The 16,304-nt window shown below is 73.9% G+C and carries 5 protein-coding genes; 2 read left to right on the top strand and 3 right to left on the bottom strand.

Annotated features, from left to right (window positions below; genetic code table 11):
* The first annotated feature begins 31 nt into the window (after window positions 1-31).
* Window positions 32-418 carry a RidA family protein gene (locus WMF44_RS01430; protein WP_012232891.1) on the top strand — a complete coding sequence of 129 codons (387 nt, stop codon included), beginning with the start codon at window positions 32-34 and terminating at the stop codon, window positions 416-418.
* A gap of 54 nt (window positions 419-472) precedes the next feature.
* Complete coding sequence (locus WMF44_RS01425; RefSeq protein ID WP_437297328.1) at window positions 473-2,737, top strand: hypothetical protein; 2,265 nt, start codon at window positions 473-475, stop codon at window positions 2,735-2,737.
* Between the two features lie 113 nt (window positions 2,738-2,850).
* On the opposite strand, the gene WMF44_RS01420 is transcribed toward WMF44_RS01425, so the two are convergent.
* The 3 genes from WMF44_RS01420 to WMF44_RS01410 form a co-directional block, all read right to left on the bottom strand.
* Window positions 2,851-3,684, bottom strand: coding sequence for a hypothetical protein (locus tag WMF44_RS01420; RefSeq protein WP_437297327.1), 834 nt, complete (start codon window positions 3,682-3,684; stop codon window positions 2,851-2,853).
* Window positions 3,685-3,836: 152 nt separating this feature from the next.
* Window positions 3,837-4,820, bottom strand: coding sequence for an aminotransferase class IV (locus tag WMF44_RS01415; protein ID WP_437297326.1), 984 nt, complete (start codon window positions 4,818-4,820; stop codon window positions 3,837-3,839).
* A gap of 14 nt (window positions 4,821-4,834) precedes the next feature.
* Window positions 4,835-16,054, bottom strand: a complete 11,220-nt coding sequence (locus WMF44_RS01410; protein WP_437297325.1) for a tetratricopeptide repeat protein — start codon at window positions 16,052-16,054, stop codon at window positions 4,835-4,837.
* Window positions 16,055-16,304 lie beyond the last annotated feature (250 nt).

Here is a 16,304-nt window from a genome sequence, read left to right as displayed (position 1 = left end):
GCCGAAGCGCTCACGAACGTCAGAGGTCGACATGTCCAGAATCGCCATCACATCCGATCGGGCCCCGCGCGCCATCGGCCCCTACTCGCAGGCCGTCAAGGCCGGAGATCTCGTGTTCTGCAGCGGCCAGATCCCGATCGATCCAGCGACGGGCGAGCTCGTCGCCGGGGGGATCGAGGAGCAGACGGCCCGGGTGATCAAGAACCTGACCGAGGTGCTGTCCGCGGCCGGCGCGAGCTGGAGCGACGTGGTGAAGACCACGATCTACCTGACGGACCTCGCGGATTTCACCATCGTCAACCAGGTGTACGGAGCAGCCGTCGGCGGCGTGCTGCCCGCACGGGCGACGGTGCAGGTGGCGGCGCTGCCCAAGGGCGCCGCCGTCGAGATCGAAGCTGTTGCCCATCTTTCGCGATAATCGGGGAGCCGCGGCCGCGGTCCCCATCTCCACTATGTCCCCGGGAGCCTCGACATGAGCACAAAGAACGAGAGCGAGAGCACGGAGCGGACCGCCAGCGCAGTGTCCGAATCTGCGCGCGAGGGCGCCTCCGATGCAGAGAGCGGAGACAAGCCGCGCGCGCGGAGGGTCGTCCGCTCGGCGAGCACGTCCGTCGGCGCGAGCGGCGCGAGCGGCGTGAAGCGGACCGACGAGCCCGCCGAGGGCGCGCCGGCGCAGGCCGCAGGCGAGGCGCCGCGTCCCTCGTCGAAGGCCGCCGCAAAGGAACCGCAGGGCTCGCTGCTGGACGTCATCGCGCCCCGCAAGCGGCCGGCGCTCGCGGACGCGCCGCCGACGACCGAGGACGCCGCGCCGCCGCCGGCCGCCGCGCCGCGGGTGGTGCGCGACTACCGCGCGCCCAGGCCCGAGCGGCCCGCCGCGGCCTCCGGCGGGCCGAGGCCCGACCGCGGGCCCAGGCCCGATCGCGGCCCGCGCCCTGACCGTGGACCGAGGCCCGACCGCGGGCCCCGCCCCGACCGCGGGCCCAGGCCCGACCGTGGACCCAGGCCCGAGCAGGGCCCTGGAGCGGCGCAGGTAGCAGGCGCGGAGCAGGGCGCGAGGCCCGACCGCGGGCCGCGCCCCGACCGCCCCTGGTCCGACCGCGGGCCCAGGCCCGGTGGGCCCAGGTCCGACCGTGGACCCAGGCCCGACCGCGGGCCGCGCCCCGAGCGCGGGCCCAGGCCCGACCGCGGCTTCTCGGCGCGGCCGGGAGCAGAAGGCGGGCGGCCGCAGGGCCCCGGGGGCGCCGAAGGACGAGCGCCCGCCGCGGCGAAGCAGCAGCAGAGCGACCGGATGGTGACCGTTGTCGGCCAGGGCGCGACAGCGACGGTCGTGACGGGCAAGAGCGCCCGGCAGCCGCAGGGCCCGGCCAAGCCGGCGCACCTCCTCTTCGCGCTGCCGGCCGCCAAGGCGAAGCCGGTCGCGACAGCGGACAAGCCGGCGCTCACGGCGCGCGAGGCGCTCGGCGCGCGCACCGCGAAGGCCCAGCAGGCCGCGGCCACGGCGAAGAGCAAGGCCGAGGGCGGCGCCCGCCCGGAAGGCAGCCCGGGCGCCGGGGCGGCGAAGGTCGACTTCGACGCCGAGGTGCTCGCGGCGGGCTGGGATCGGGCGCTCGAGGCGCTGAAGGCGGCGGGCGACGCCGCGCCGGCGCTCGTCGACGCCTGGCTCGGCGCGTCCAACGCGGAGGCGATCGCGGCGGCCGCCGAGTCGGAGGACGCCTCCGGCGCGGCGCGCAAGGCGGCGCGGCGCGCGCTCAACGTGCTCAAGTCGCGCGGGGCGGCGATCCCGACGCGCCCGCGCGTTGTGCGGCTCGCGGAGGAGCGCGCCGAGGTGGTCGAGGCGACGCTCATCCCGCCCGACTCGAGCGGGACCGAGGCCATCGCGATCACGAGCCGCGACACGAGCGGCCGCTACCGGATCGCCGAGGTGATCGTGCGCGACTCGGTCGGCGTGCTGCACGCCGGCGCGGGGTGGCTCAGCGGCTCGCAGATCAAGGAGGGCCGCGTGCGCGCGTACGAGAACCTGGGCACGGCGCCCGTGCCGGTCTCCCTGGAGTGGGCGCGCCACCGGATCGCGGCCGCGAAGCGGCAGAACGCGGTGTCGGGGCAGGTCGTGCCGCTCGGGTTCGAGGGGTGTCGCGATCTCATCGAGCCCGCGCCGGACGCCGAGCCGAGGCACCCGGTGGCGGACCTCGAAGAGAGCCTGACGGACGAGCAGGTGACCGCGCAGATCGCTGGCTCCGCCGCGCTGCACGACGAGCCCGAGTTCCGGCACTGGCTGCCCTCGCGGCCGGCGCTCGACGAGCTCCTGCAGAAGGTCGGCCAGCGGCTCGGGGCCGCCGGGATGCGCGATCCCGGGCTGGTGAACACGGCCCTGCGGGAGGAGATCGACCTCGCGACCGACCGCTTCTTCTCGCCCGAGGTGCGCGGGCAGCTGGCGACGCGGATGCGGAGCAGCGCCGTGTCGCTGCGGGCGCGCAAGGGCGACGCGGCGGCCACCACCGCCCTCGCCGTCGCGCGCGCCATCAAGGACGCCGGGCTGATCACCTCCCCGCCGCGGGAGATCCCCTTCCTGGCGGCCTTCTTCCAGAAGGCGCTCGGCGTGCTGGCGCAGCAGGGCGGCGGGCAGCTGCGGATCCCGGTCCCGGCCGGCGCCGTCCCGCCCGCGAGGGACGCCGCGACGGGCGGCGAGGAGCCCGCCGAGGGCTCCAGCCCCGAGGCCCAGCCGTCGACCGGCGGCTGATCGGGAGCGCCGGCCTCGCCGGCGCGCCGGCGACGCGAAGCCGGTGACCCAAGGACCAGGAGGCGAGCCCGGGGCGACCCGGCGCTCGCCTCTCGGCTTTTGTCCAGGCGGGGCTACTTCACCGCGATGGTGATGTCGCCGTTCTCGGTGAACAGCTCGAGCAGGCCGCCGTCGCCGTCCCCCATCGTGTACGACGTCGCGCTGCCCTCGCCGGCGGTGGCCCACGTCGAGGGGATGCCCTGCTCCACGACGTCGCCGTGGAGCGTGTGCGCGGTCATCGTCCCGTCCACCCCGGCCGGCACCGAGAGCTCGATCGCGCCGTTGCCGGAGCTGATCGCGCCATCGGAGCTGCTCCACGCGTCGAGGTCGACGAAGACATGGCCGTTGTCGGTGGACACGTCGATCGCGCCGCGCGCGCCGACAACGTCGATGCTGCCGTTGTCGCTCACCACGGTGGTGCCGCGGGACGGGGCGCCGTCCAGGTTGATCTCGACGCCGCCGTTGTCCTGCTCGACGCGGAGCCCGCCGTCGAACGCGGCGGGCAGGATGACCTGGATGTCGGCGCCCAGCCCTCCCCACCCGCCCGAGACGCGCCGCGTCGAGATCACGACATCACCGTCGGTGATCGCGGCGAGCTTGAGGTCGTTCTCGATCTCCTCCACCGCGACCTCCCGCTCGTCCTTCTTGCGCATCGTGAACGGGGAGAAGGTGACCTCGACCTCGCTCACGCCCCCGGTGACGACCTCGACGTCCCCGTTCTCGCTCACGATGCGGACGCTCTGGGTCGGTAGGTACTCGACCCGAGCGCGCTCCTTGGTGCCCTCGTAACGCACGAGGGTCTCGGCGGTGATGGAGTTGTCGTCGATGCTCAGGGCACACCCGGCCGTCGCTGCAGCGGACACGGAGCACACCAGGAAGCAGGCGATTCGAAGCGAGCGATTCATCATGGGTTCCTCTCGGGCAGAGTGTACGGCGGGCGAAGTGCGAGCCCCATCCGACCCGCGCAGGGAACGTGCCGGCCAGCTCCTTGGACGCGCGCTCCGAGCGACACGTCATGGATCGCAAGATCTCGACGCTGTCGAGCCGGGGCGCAGCGGGCTCAGGCCGTCTCCCACGGGAGGGGCATCGCACCAGCACCCACCCTCCTGCGGAAAGCCGCGTGCAGCGCCCGGGTCTTCGGGCCGGGGACACCCGCGCCGATCGTGTGGGCGTCCACGCGAACGACCGGGACGATCTCTCGGAGGCTCGAGGTGATGAACACCTCCTCGGCGGCGAGGAGCCGGGCCATCGTGACCGGCTCGCAGCACACCGGCATGCCGAGCTCGCCCGCGACGTGCATCACGTGGGCCCGGGTGATGCCGACGAGGATCCCCGCCTCCTTGGGCGGCGTGATCAGCAGGTGCCCCGGGTCCTCCGCGCCCTCGTGCGCCGCGGGCCGCCGCTCGACAAGGAAGACGTTGGACGTCGTGCCCTCCACGACATGACCTGACGGGTCGAGGATCAGCGCCTCGTGCGCCCCCGCGGCCCGCGCCTCGCGCAGGGCGAGCAGGCTCTCGAGGTAGTTCGAGACCTTGGCGCCGGGCGCCGCGTCGCCGGCCCGCTGGGTGCGGATCGTGACGACCGCGATCCCCCCGCGGTAGAGCCCGCCCGGCAGCGGCTTCAGCGGCTCGACGAGGATGACGCGGAGGGGCGCGCCCGCGTGCGAGGGATCGAGCCCGAGCGGGCCGCTGCCGCGCGTCAGCATCACGCGGATGGTGCTCTCGAGCGGCGCGGCCGAGCCCGCGGCGGACGCCGAGCCCTGAGCGCCCGCCGTGGCCCCGGCGCTCCCGGCCGCCGTCGCTGCCCGGAGCAGCGCGACGACCTCGCGGCCGAGCTCGTCGCGCGGGATCGGCAGAGCGATCGCGATCCGCTCGGCCGAGCGCTCCAGGCGGGCGAGGTGCTCTTCCAGAGCGAACGGCTCGCCGCCGTAGGTGCGGATGGTCTCGAAGACACTATCGCCGTAGAGGAAGCCGCGGTCGTAGACCGAGACCCTGGCCTCCTCCGGCCGGTGGATGACACCATCGATGCTGACTAGCCGCGTCACGCGGCGAGATTACGTCACTTCTTGAGCTGCGCCAGGAGCTCCTTCGCAGGGGCGAAGTCGCGCTCGTTGTCGAGCGCGCGCTCGAGCATCTGGATCGCCTTCTTGTCGTCGTTCTGACGGTGGCTGATCACGCCGAGGTAATAGAAGACCTCGCCCTTGCTGATCGGCGCGCCCTCGTCGAGCTTCTGGAGGAGCAGGGCGCGGAAGGTTTTCTGCGCGCGATCGATGTGCGCCGCCTTCGCCGCGTCGTCGCCCGACTCCGACAGATCGAGCGCCAGCACGCCGAGATCGCGGAGGATGGCGATCGAGCCCGGGTCGATCTTGAAGGCGATGTCGAGCTCGGCGAGCGCCCGCTCCCGCTGCCCCTCGGCCAGGTAGGCCTTGGCGAGGCGGTGGTGGATCGCGGCGAGATCCTTCGAGCGGCGGCCGCCGTAGGACTCGACGATCTGCTGGAGCGCCTCGGCGGCCTTCTGGCCGCGGCCCGAGGCGCTGTACGCGTCGCACAGCGCGAGCAGGAGCTCGCGGTCGCCCGGCACGAGCTCGGTGGCCTTGACCAGGAGGTCCGCCGCGCGGCCGGGATCGTCCCGCTTCGCCAGGTGGATGCCGGCCGCCTTGCGGTAGAGCGCCACCTTCTCGGCCGGCTGCGCGGCCGCCTCGGCGTCGCCCGTGATGAGATCGGCGAGCTCGGTGAAGGCCTGCTGCTTCTCGTAGAGGGCGAGGAGCTGCTTCCTGATCTCCTGCGCCGATCCGTCCGCCGCGAGCCCCCGCTCGAGCACGCGCCGGACCGCCCCCTCGTCGCCGAGGGACCGGTGCAGATCCGCGAGCCGGAGCGCCGTGGCCACCGCCTCCGCGCCGAGGGCGTCCTCGAGGATCACCTCGAGCCGCTGCGCCGCCTCGGCCTTCTCCCCGCGCTGCTCGTGCAGGCGCGCCAGCGCGAGGAGCGCGCCGTGGTGGCGCGGCTCGCGCTCGAGGACCGCGCGGTAGGTCTCGATCGCCCGCGCCGTGTCGTTCAGCCGCGCCTCGTAGACCTCGCCGAGGCGGACGCTGTACGAGAGCTCCGCCGCGACGTCGCCGCGGTCCTTCGCGCGCTCGATCTGCGTGACGAACAGGTCCGACAGCTCCTGATCGCGGCCGGTCTTCTCGAGCAGCTGCGCGAGCAGGACCGTCGCCTTCTCGTTGTCGGGCTGCTCGTCGAGGACCGCGCGCAGGTGCTCGGTCGCCTCGCTCACCGCGTCGAGCCGCGAGAGGCAGATCTCCGCGCTCTCGAGGCGCAGCGCCGAGCGGGCCTCGGGCGACTCGGCCAGGTCGGTGAGCCGCTCGAGCAGCGCGAGCAGCTCCTTGTGCTTGCCGGCCTTCGCGTAGAGCTCGCGCAGCGCCGTCGCGGCGCGCTCGTCGCCCGGATCCGCCTCGAAGAGCGTCTCGTAGAGCTCGATCGCCGCCGCGTCGTCGCCGAGCCGCTCGCGCGCGACCGCCGCGGCGGCGTGCCGCGCGTCGCGGATGCGCTCCGCCTCGGCGTAGAGCTCGGACTGGCGCACGAGCAGCCGGAAGACCTCCTTGTGGTCGCCCGCCTCCTCCCGCACCTTCGTGAGCTCGGCGAGCGCCCAGGTGTCCCCCTCGTCCGCGGCGATCATCTCGCGCAGGATCGCCTCGACGAGCTCGCGGTCGCCCAGCGCGCGCTCCGCCAGCTCCTTCGCCTCGCGGCGCAGCTCGCCCGCGCTCCCTTCCATGCCGTCGAGGGCGGCGATGCGGCGCAGCGTGCCGATGAGGTCGCGCTCGCGCCCCGGCGCCCGCTGCAGCTCCTCGATCGACCGCAGGATGTGCTCGCTCGTGGGATCGTGCGTGAGCGCCGCCTCGTACGCCGCCTCGGCGGCCTTGGCGTCGCCCACCTTGTTCTTCTGCCACTCGGCGATGCGCATCCACAGGTCGCGCGCCGTGTCGCCGTCGAGCTCGGTCCCGGCCCGCACCGCCTGCTCCAGGGCGGACGCGGCGCTCGCCCAGCCGCCCGTCAGCGGGGCCAGGCGCTCGATCTCGCCGAGCACGTCCGGGTCCGACGGGTCGTCGGCGAGCGCCTTCTCGAGGGTCTCCAGCGCCGCCCTCGGATCGTTCGAGCGCACCTCGAGCACCTTCGCCAGGTCGAGGCGCATGCGGATCCGCTCCGCGCCGCCCGGCGCGAAGCGGATGCGCTTCTCGTAGAGGCGCGCCAGCGCGGCGTTGTCGCCCCGCGTCCTGTAGACGCCCTCGAGCGCCTCGGCCGCCTCCTCGAAGAGCGCCGGGTCCTCGGTGAGCGCCTCGAGCGCGGCGCTCGCCCGCTCGTGATCGACCGCGCGATCGAGCGCCTGCCGCAGGGTGTTCAGGCCCTGGGGCTTGTCGCTGAACGACCCGATCTGGATCACCGCGAGCCGGTAGAAGAGATCCGCCTGGTCGCGATCGCCGGGCGTGACCGCGACGCGGCGCTCGAGCACGTCCGCGAGCGCCCGCTCGTCGCCGAGGCGGCCGTAGAGCCGGTCGAGCGCCTCGAGGAGCTCGGGCGTGTCGCCGGCGTGCTCGACGGCCTTCGCGTAGGCCTGGGCGCTGCGCCGGTCGTCGCCGAGCTTCTCCTCGGCGATGCGGCCGATCCGCAGGAACAGGTCCTTCGCGATCGTCGCGTCGAACGTCGCCGCGGCCCGCTGCGCGAGCGCGTCGCAGTAGCGGCCAAAGCCGTCCGTGCGCTCCGCGAGCCGCTCGATCTCGCCGTGCAGCGACGCGTCGTCCGGCGCGTCCTCCAGCGCCCGGAGCAGCGCCTGCTCCGCCTCGAGCGGGCGCCCGAGCTGGACGTCCTGCACGAGGGCGATCGCCCGGAGGGTCGCGGCCCGGTCGGTCGGCTCGGTCTGCGCGCGCAGGCGCATCTCGAGCGCGGCCGCGAGCTCCTCGTGGCGGCCGGCCGCGCGCAGGACGGGCTCGAGCACCTCGGCGGCGTCGAGCCGCAGCTCCTCTCGGCCCTCGCCGATGGCGCGGACCGCCTGGATCGCGTGGTCGTTCACCGCGTCCTCGTCGAGGACGAGCCGGTACTGCTCGATCGCGTCGCTCGGGCTCTCCAGCTCCCCCGCGTAGAGGTCGCCGATCGCCGTCCGCAGCTTGATGCGCGCGTCCCTGTCCGCGGCCGCGCTCGCCTGGAGCATCAGGTTCGACAGGAGCTCGTCCCACATCCGCTCGGCCCGGTAGAGCCGCTCCAGCGAGGACAGCACCGCCGGATCGCCCTGCTTCGCCTCGAGCGCCGCGTTGAGCGCCGCGATCGCGTCGCGCGGGCTCGAGAGATCCCGCTCGTAGCGCTCGGCGGCGCGCACGTTGAGGTCGTAGCGCAGCTCCTCCTCGTCGGGGCCCGCGAGCTCGACGCGCCGGCCGTACAGCTCGACGAGGCGGCTCGCGGCGCCGCGCGGCTCGTGCAGCTCGATGAGGGCGTCGATCGTCATCGCGCTCTCGGGATCGAGCTCGAGCGCCCGCTCGTACGCCTGGATGGCGCCCTCGGTGTCCTCGAGCATCTCGAGCTTGGTCTCGGCGATGCGCCGGCAGATCGAGGCGTTCTCCTCGTCCGACGCCATCTCGCTCTTCTTCTCGAGGACGGAGATGAGCGTGTCCCAGTCGCTGAGCAGCACGGCCAGCGTGTCCATCTGCTCGAGCGGCTCGGGATCGCTCGGGTCGAGCGCGGAAAGCCGCGCGTAGGCGCGGAGCGCCCGGCGCGGGTCGTCGATGCGCGTGTCGTAGACCTTGGCCAGCGACGAGAGCAGCTCGCGCTTCGTGAGCTCGTCCGACGTGGTGCTCACGCCCTGCTCGAGGCTCTCCGCGAGCTCCTCCCAGGCGCCGAGCTGCTCGGCGAGCCGCTCGAGCTCGCCGCGCGTCTCGCCGTCGTCCGGATCGAGCCCGAACGCCGCCCGGATCGCGTCGAAGGCGCGCAGCTCGTCGTTGCCGCGCGTCTCCCAGAGCTTCGCCGTCTCCCGGAGCACCGCGACCTTCTCGCGCGCGTCCGAGGCGAGGCCGAACCGCTCGTCGTTGAGCCGGACGAGCTGCCGCCAGTCGTCCGCCCCCTCGTAGAGCGGGCCGAGGATCTCGACGACCCGCGCCTTGTGCTCCGGGTCCTGGATGAGCGCCTCGAGCGCCCGGATCGCCTCGGCGTGCGAGGGCACCTCGCCGACGATCGCCTCGAGCTGATCGATCGCGCCCGAGGTGTCCTCGAGCCGCGTGCGCAGGAGCGCCGCGAGCGCGAGCCGGTAGGGCGCCGCCCGCTCGCCGTTCGGGGCCGCCTCGGCCCGGCGCAGGTAGAGGTCGGCGAGGTCGCGCGGCCGGTCGAGCTCGCGGTAGAGCTCCGTCAGCGCGTCGAGCGCCCGGGCGTCGTTCTCGTCGACGTCGAGCGCCGCGCGGTACGTCTCGATCGCGAGCGCGGGCTCGCGGAGCTCCGTCCGCTCCAGGCGCGCGATCGTGTGGAGGGCGTCGAGCCGGTCCTCGTCCTTCCGGTAGTCGAGCGCCGCGCGGTAGAGCTGGATGCGCTCGGCGTGGCGCCCTTCCTTGACGAGCAGCCCGTCGATCGCGTCGAACAGCTCCCGCGAGTCCGGCTCGAACTCGTGCGCGCGCCGGTACCACCGCAGCGCGTCGGCCACGTCGCCGAGCTGGGCGTAGAGCTCGCCGGTGCGCCGGCTGAGCTTCGCGCTCGACGCGTCGTCCGAGGTGAGCTCCCCGAGCTCCGCCGCGTAGATCTCCGCGAGCCGCCGCTCCGCGCTCGCCACCTTCGCGAGCCGCTCGAGCTCCGCCCAGACCCCCTCGTCGGTGAGGTCCTCGTGGAGGAGCTTCGCCACCGTCTCGAGCGCCGCGCGGTAGTCCTCGAGCTGCTCCTCGTGCAGCGTCGCGAGCCGCTGCAGCAGATCGCGGCGCTCGACCGGGTCCTGGCTCGCGGCGAGGCGCGCGTCGAGCGCGATCTTCACCCGGTTCCAGTCCGCCCGGCGCAGGTACACCGGCTCGAGCATCTCGCCGGCGCGCGCCCGGTGCTCCGCCTCGGCCGAGCCCTCGAGGATCGCCTCGAGCAGCGAGACCGCGCCCTCGTGCGCCGGATCGATGAGCAGCGCCTCGGAGAGCTCGTCGAACGCGCGCTGCAGGTCCTCGGTGTGCCGGTGCGCGACGAGCGCGATCTTGACGTGCAGCTCGGCGAGGTCGCCGGCGCGCACGTCGAGCTGCCGCTCGTAGAGCCGGATGAGGTCCTGGAAGCGCCCCGCCTCGCGGTAGAGGCCGTCCAGCGCCGCGATCGCGTCCGGGTGGAGCGCGATGTCGAGGATCGTCTCGTACGTCGCGATCGCGCCGGCCTGGTCCCCGAGCGGGCCCCGCTCGAGCTCGGCGATCCGGAAGAGCAGCCCCGTCTTCTCCTCGTCGGTCTCGGCGTTCTCGACCCGGAGCTTCAGGATCTCGAGCAGCCGCCCGGCGTCGCGCGCCTCGCCGTAGAGCTCCTCCAGCGCGATCATCGCGCGCCGGTCGTCCCCGCGGGCCTCGAGCGCCTTCTTGTACTGCTCGACCGCGAGCTCGCGGTCGTCGAGCTTGTGCCGCGCGAGCTCGCCGACCCGCAGCCGCACGTTCTGCTGCACGTCGCCGTCGAGGATGTCCGGCGCGATGCGCTGGAACAGCTCGCACACCTCGGACCAGCGCCCGGTGGCCTCGCCGAGCCGCTCGACCGTGGCGATCCAGGTCGTCACCTCGGGCTCGCCCGCCGCCTCCCGCACGCCGCGGAGCGCGTAGCCGAACGCCCGCGACGTGTCGCCGAGCGGCCCCTCCGCGGTGCGCAGCGACTTCTGCAGGGTGGCGAGCCGCTCGCTCGGGAGATCCGAGGTCTCGACCTTGATCTCCAGGACCCGGAGGAGGCGCTCGGCGTCGCCGTCCGCCTCGTAGAGCGGCTCGAGCGTCTCGGCCGCGTCGCGCCGCGCGTCCTCCCGCTCGAGCATCGCCTCGAGCGCCGCGCGGCAGCGCGCGTTCGACGGGTCGAGCGAGAGCGCCTGGCGGTACGCCTCGAGCGCCCCCGTCGCGTCGGCCTGGTGCAGCCGCCGCACGTCGCCGAGCCGCGCCAGCAGATCGAGCCGGGCGGGCGTCTCCACGGCGAGGGACAGGTCCACCTCCAGCGTCTCGGCGAGGTCGACCCAGCGCTCGTCGAGCTCATAGAGCTCCTCGAGGGCCGCGAGCGTCGGGCGCTCGGGGCCGAACTCGTCGAGCACCGCGCGCCACGCGTTGATCGCCTCGGGCACGTCGGCGAGCTTCTGCGCGAGCGTCTCGGCCGCCTTGGTCATCGCGCGCCGCCGCTCCTCCGGCTCCGTCGTCGACTGCTCCCGCGCCCGGAGCACGGAGACGAGCTCCCGCCACTGCGACGTCCGCTCGTAGAGCCGCTCGAGCGCCGCGAGCGCCGCCACGTCGGCGCCGTCGTCGCCGAGCCGCGCCTGCCAGGCCTCGATCGCCTTGGCCGGATCGTCCAGCACCGTCTCGTGCAGCGTCCCGATGCGCTCGTAGAGCGACCGCCGCGTCTCGACGTTCTCCTCGAGGCGCACCTCGATCGCGAGCACGCCCGCGAGCGCCTGGTGCTGCTCCTTCGCGGCGTAGATGCGGCCGAGCGCCTGCGCCGCCGGGATCACCAGCGTCGGATCGGTCGGATCGATGGCGAGCACGCGCCGGTAGACCTTCTCGGCCCGGTCGGCGTCACCGAGGAGGTCCTCGCAGATCCTCGCGACTTCCATCAGGATTTCGCCGCGGATGGTCGCCGTCCCGCACGCGTCCGCGGCCGCCGTGAGCACCTCGGCGACCTGCTCGTGCTCGCCGAGGCGCCGGCCGATCTCGATGAGCCGCTCGCGCGCCGCGAGGTCCTCCGGCTCGAGCGGCAGGAGCTCCGACAGGCTGGCGAACGCGCCCGCGTCGTCCCTGAGCCGCTCGTCCTGGAGCACGCTGACCCGGCGGAGCAGCTCGCGCCGCTCCGACTCGGTCTCGGCGCCCTGGCGCCGGATCTCGAGGACCCGCACGAGCTGCCGGATCTCGTCCCGCGCCTCGTACACCGCCTCGAGCACGCGCGCCGCCCGGAGCCGGAGCGCCCCGATGTCGAGCAGCCGCTCGACGAGCTCGCGCGCCTTGGGGTCGTTCTGGCGGATCCGCAGCACGTCCTCGAGGTGCCCGAGCGACCCCTCGGGCTCGTGCAGCCGGTCGAGGTAGATGCTGCCGAGCGACAGCTTGATCTCGACGCTCTCGGCCTCGGTCGCCGTCTTCAGGCGCTGCTCGAGGAGCGCCGCGAGGTCGCGGAAGCGGCCCTCGCGCTCGTAGAGCTTCTCCAGCGAGTCGAGCGCCGCCGTGTAGAACGGATCGAGCTCGAGGATGCGCTCGTAGTAGCCGATCGCCTTGGCGGCGTCGCCGATGATCTCCTCGGCGATGAGCGCCACCTCGTTGAGCAGCTCGATGCGCTCGCTCTGGTCCGTCGTGCCCTTCGCGGCGCGGTCGTAGAGCTCCTCGAGCTCGCCCCACCGCTCGGCCGCCGTCAGGATCTGCTTCAGCCGCTCGAAGGCGCGGTGGTTGTTCGGGTCGAGGCTCAGCACCCGCTCCAGGTAGGGCTTCGCGCCCTCCGGGTCGCCGAGCTGCTCGTCGTGGAGGCTCGCCGCGCGCTCGCAGAGCTCGACCTCCACGGAGCTGCCGAGCACCTTGTCGCCCTCGGTGCGGCCCGCGACGAGGTGCACGCGGTACGCCTCCGCGAGGTCGGTCGGGCGGCCGGCGCGCCGCGACAGCTCGGCGGCGCGATCCCAGAGCTCGATGTCGTCCGAGAACTCGTGCAGCGCCCGGAGGAGCGCGTCGAACGCCGTCCCGGCCGCGTGCAGCTTCGCCTCCTCGACGCTCGCGAGCGTGAGGTAGAGCTCCCGCCGCCGCGCCGGGTCCCGCTCCGACTCGAGGATGACCCGGAGCGCCATGGCCTCGCGCCGGTGGTTGCCCGTCTCGGCGTACTCGACGGCGAGCACCTTGGCCGCGCGCACGCGCGTCTCCGGGCGCTCGACGAGCCGCGAGAGGACGGTGATCGCGTCCGGGTCGTGCGCCGTCAGATCGAGCGCGCGCACCGCCGCCTCGAACGCGTCCGCCGGCCGATCCAGCCGGTCCAGGTAGAGCGTCGCGAGCTCGATCTCGCGGCGCGCCCGCTCGTCGCCCTCGCTGACGTCGCGGTGCGTGGCCACGATCACGGACGCCGCCTCGTACTCGCCCGCGGCGTTCAGGAGGCGCGAGAGCACCCGCAGCGCGTTGATGCGCCCGGGCGTCAGCGCGATGACCTTGCGCAGGAGCTCGATCGCCTTCGCGGGGTCGCCGAAGACCTCCTCCTCGAGCGTCGCCCACTCCTCGAGGATCTCGGCGCGGTCCTCGCCCCCGACCTGGCTCGCCCTGAGCTCGAACAGCCACCGCAGATCGGCCTGCCGCTCGTTCGCCCGGAGGAGCGCGTCGAGCGCCCGCACCGTGTCGTCGTCGGACGGGTCGTCCTCGACGAGGCCGCGGTAGACGGTCACCGCCTCGTCGAGCTTGCCCATCTCGCGCGCGTACACCTCGGCGAGCTTCAGCCGCAGCGTGCGCTGCACGTCGGTCGCGAGGTCCTCCGCCGTCCGGAGCCGGCCCTCGACCGCCTCGACGAACGGCCCCCACGAGCCCGCCGCCCGCGACCAGGCCTCGAGCAGCTCGAGCCCCTCGTCGTCCGGCTTCAGCTCGTAGGCGCGGCGCGCGTAGCCGAGCGCGCTCGGCTTGTCCGAGAGCGGCCCGCCCGTCACCGCCGCGAGCTTGCGCAGCATGCCGACCTGCGCCTCGGCGTCGTCCGTCGCGTCGAGGAGGATCTCGTAGAGCGCCGGCAGCCGGGCCCACTTCTCCTCCTCCTCGTAGATCGGCACGAGCGCCGCCGCGGCGCGCGCGTCCTTCGGCGAGACGCTGAGCACGCGCTCGTACGAGCGCGCCGCGCGCTCGGGCGCCTTGAGCTGCTCCTCGAAGATCCGGGCCGCGCGGAAGGAGATGTCGAGCTTCGTGGCCGGGTCGGTCGCCTTGTCCGCCGCGCCCGAGAGGAAGTCGACGAGCCCCTCCCAGTCGTTCTGCGAGGCGTAGAGCTCCTCGAGCCCGTCCCAGTCGCCCGCGGCGAAGTACGCGTCGCGCAGGACGCGGAGCGCGCGCGCGTGCCCCGGCGAGAGCGTGAGCACGCGCCGCCACGTCCGCGCCGCCTGGGCCGGATCCTTGAGGCGCTCGGCGTACACGGCCCCGAGCTTCTGCAGCGAGACGAGCCGCGCAGCGTCGTCGGCCGCGAGGTCGACGCGGCGCTCGAGCACCTCGGCGACCGTGGCGAAGTCCTTCTCGCGCTCGGCCTGCTTCTCCAGCGCGTCGAGCACCCCGGGGGCGCTCGGGTCGAGCTCGAGGATCCGCTTCTGCAGCGCGATGGCGTCCGCGCCGCGGTCGAGCCGCTCGGCCGCGAGCTTGGCCATCTCGCCGAGGAGCTCGATCTTCGCGGCGCCCTCGGCGCCCTCGAGCTTGCGCTCGTAGAGCGAGAAGAGCTGCGGCCAGGCGCGCCGCTTCAGGTACAGCTCGCGGAGCTTCTGCTGCGCCTCCTCGTCGATCGGCTCGACCGTGAGCAGCGCCTCGTACGCCGCGATGGCGTTCTGGACGTTGGAGAACTGGTCGAACCAGCGCCGCGCCACCGCGCGGTAGAGCCCCGCCTTCTCGGCGGGGCTCTCGGTCAGCTCGGCGAGGCGCTGCTGGTACGAGAGCAGGTCGCGCCAGCGCCCGAGCGACTCGTAGATGCGGGTCAGCTCCCGCACGGCGTCGACGTCCTTGTCGTCGAGCTGGACGATCTGGGTGAGGACCGTGACGAGGGCCGCGTCGTTCTTGGCGCGATCGCGGTAGATCCCGGCGATCTCGCGGAGCACCGCGACCCTGCCGGTGACGTCGTCGGCGGGCGTGCGCTCCAGGTCCTGCCGGTGGAGCTCGACGAGGGCGTTGTACCCCTCGGTCTGCAGGTAGAGGCGCTTCAGGGCGTCGCGCGCCTGGCGGTTCTCCGGGTCGGTCCGGAGCACGGACTTGTACTGCTCGATCGCCTTGGCGGCGTTCTCCTGCGACTCGGCGAGCCGCGCGAGCTCCGTGGCGATGGCGCGCCTCTCGGGGCCGTCGGGCACGGCGCGCTGCGCGTCCGTGAGGATCGTCGTGAGCCGCGGCTTGTCGCCGCGCTGCTCGAGCACCTCGCGGTAGAAGTTGAGCATCCCGGCGTGCGCCGGGTCGGCGCGGCGCACGCGGTCGAAATAGGGCTCGGCCGCCTGGGGCTGGCCGCGCATGCGCCAGTGGACCATGGCGATCTGCACGAGCATGCCGAGCTCCTCGCCGGGCTTCACGCCGCCGCTGCGGAGCTGGTCCTCGTAGAGGGCGACGAGGCGATCCCAGTCGCCCGCGGCGGAGTAGGCCTCGGTCAGGAACGAGAGCGCCTCGGGCTGGCCGGGCGAGAGGTCGAGCAGCTCCTCGTACGCCGCGACCGCGCGGGCCGGATCGCTCAGGCGGGCCTTGACGGTGCGCGCCGCGCGGACGGCCGCCGCGATGCGGTCCTCCTTGAGCTGGGCCTCGCCCTTGACGAGCGACAGGACGCGGACGACGGCGTCCCAGTCCCCCGCAGAGGAGAAGGCGATCTCGGCGAGGTTGGCCGCGCGGAGGTTCTTCGGGTCGAGCAGGAGGGCGAGCTCGATGAGCTCGGCCACCCTGGCGCCGAGCTCGGCGCGGCCGTAGCGGTAGCCGATGTCGGCCGCGCTCGTGTAGAGCGCGCTCTTGAAGGCGCCGTCGGTCGCGCCCTCGGCCTCGGCCACGTACCGGTCCACGAGGTCGCGCCACCGCTCGCGCTTCGAGGCGTCGGTCTCGAGCGCCTCGGCCGCGGCGTCGTCGTCGGGGCGCAGCTCGAGCAGCCGCTTGTACGCGGCCGCCGCGCGATCGACGTCGATGAGCTCCTCGTGGTAGACGCGGGCGAGCTCGGCCTGCATCGCGGGCTCGACGGCGCTGCCTGCGGCGAGGGCGATCTCCAGCTCGAGGAGGCGGGCCACGGCCTGCCATTCCTTCCGCTGCTCGTGCCGCCCGCGCGCCGCGCCGAGCAGGCGCTCGACGTCCCCGGGGCCCGCGCCGTTGTTCGGAGCAGTCACGGCCTCCGCGAGCTCGTTCCAGGCTGCCTCGTTCTCGGGCTCATCCTGCAGACGCCCAAGGGCCATCCGAATCGTCTCAACGCTCATCGTCTCTCCGCGGACCTCGCGAATTCGGTCCGGTCCGTTCACGGGCCGGGCGAAGATAGCCGGGCGGACGACACGGTTTCAAGGCTCCTCGCCCCCGCGGGCCTGGAAGGTCGGCCGGAGCTTTCGCGCGCTTCTGCTCCTGTGGCGCGGGGACGTCCGAGCGGGCGGGCCGTCGGGCCGTCAGGCCGCGGCGAGGGCGGTTCACCGCGGTCTCGGCTTCGGCTATCAA

It is taken from the genome of Sorangium sp. So ce426 (assembly GCF_051475585.1).
In the GTDB taxonomy this organism is placed as follows: Bacteria; Myxococcota_A; Polyangia; order Polyangiales; family Polyangiaceae; genus Sorangium; species Sorangium cellulosum_B.
Note: the sequence above shows the minus strand (reverse complement) of the source record. Positions and strands in the feature narration are given on the sequence as shown.

Bases quoted from the DNA above. Each gene is read 5' to 3' on its own strand.
- WMF44_RS01430 (WP_012232891.1), top strand. From the start codon at position 32: ATGTCCAGAATCGCCATCACATCCGATCGGGCCCCGCGCGCCATCGGC.
- WMF44_RS01425 (WP_437297328.1), top strand. From the start codon at position 473: ATGAGCACAAAGAACGAGAGCGAGAGCACGGAGCGGACCGCCAGCGCA.
- WMF44_RS01420 (WP_437297327.1), bottom strand. From the start codon at position 3,684: ATGATGAATCGCTCGCTTCGAATCGCCTGCTTCCTGGTGTGCTCCGTG.
- WMF44_RS01410 (WP_437297325.1), bottom strand. From the start codon at position 16,054: ATGGCCCTTGGGCGTCTGCAGGATGAGCCCGAGAACGAGGCAGCCTGG.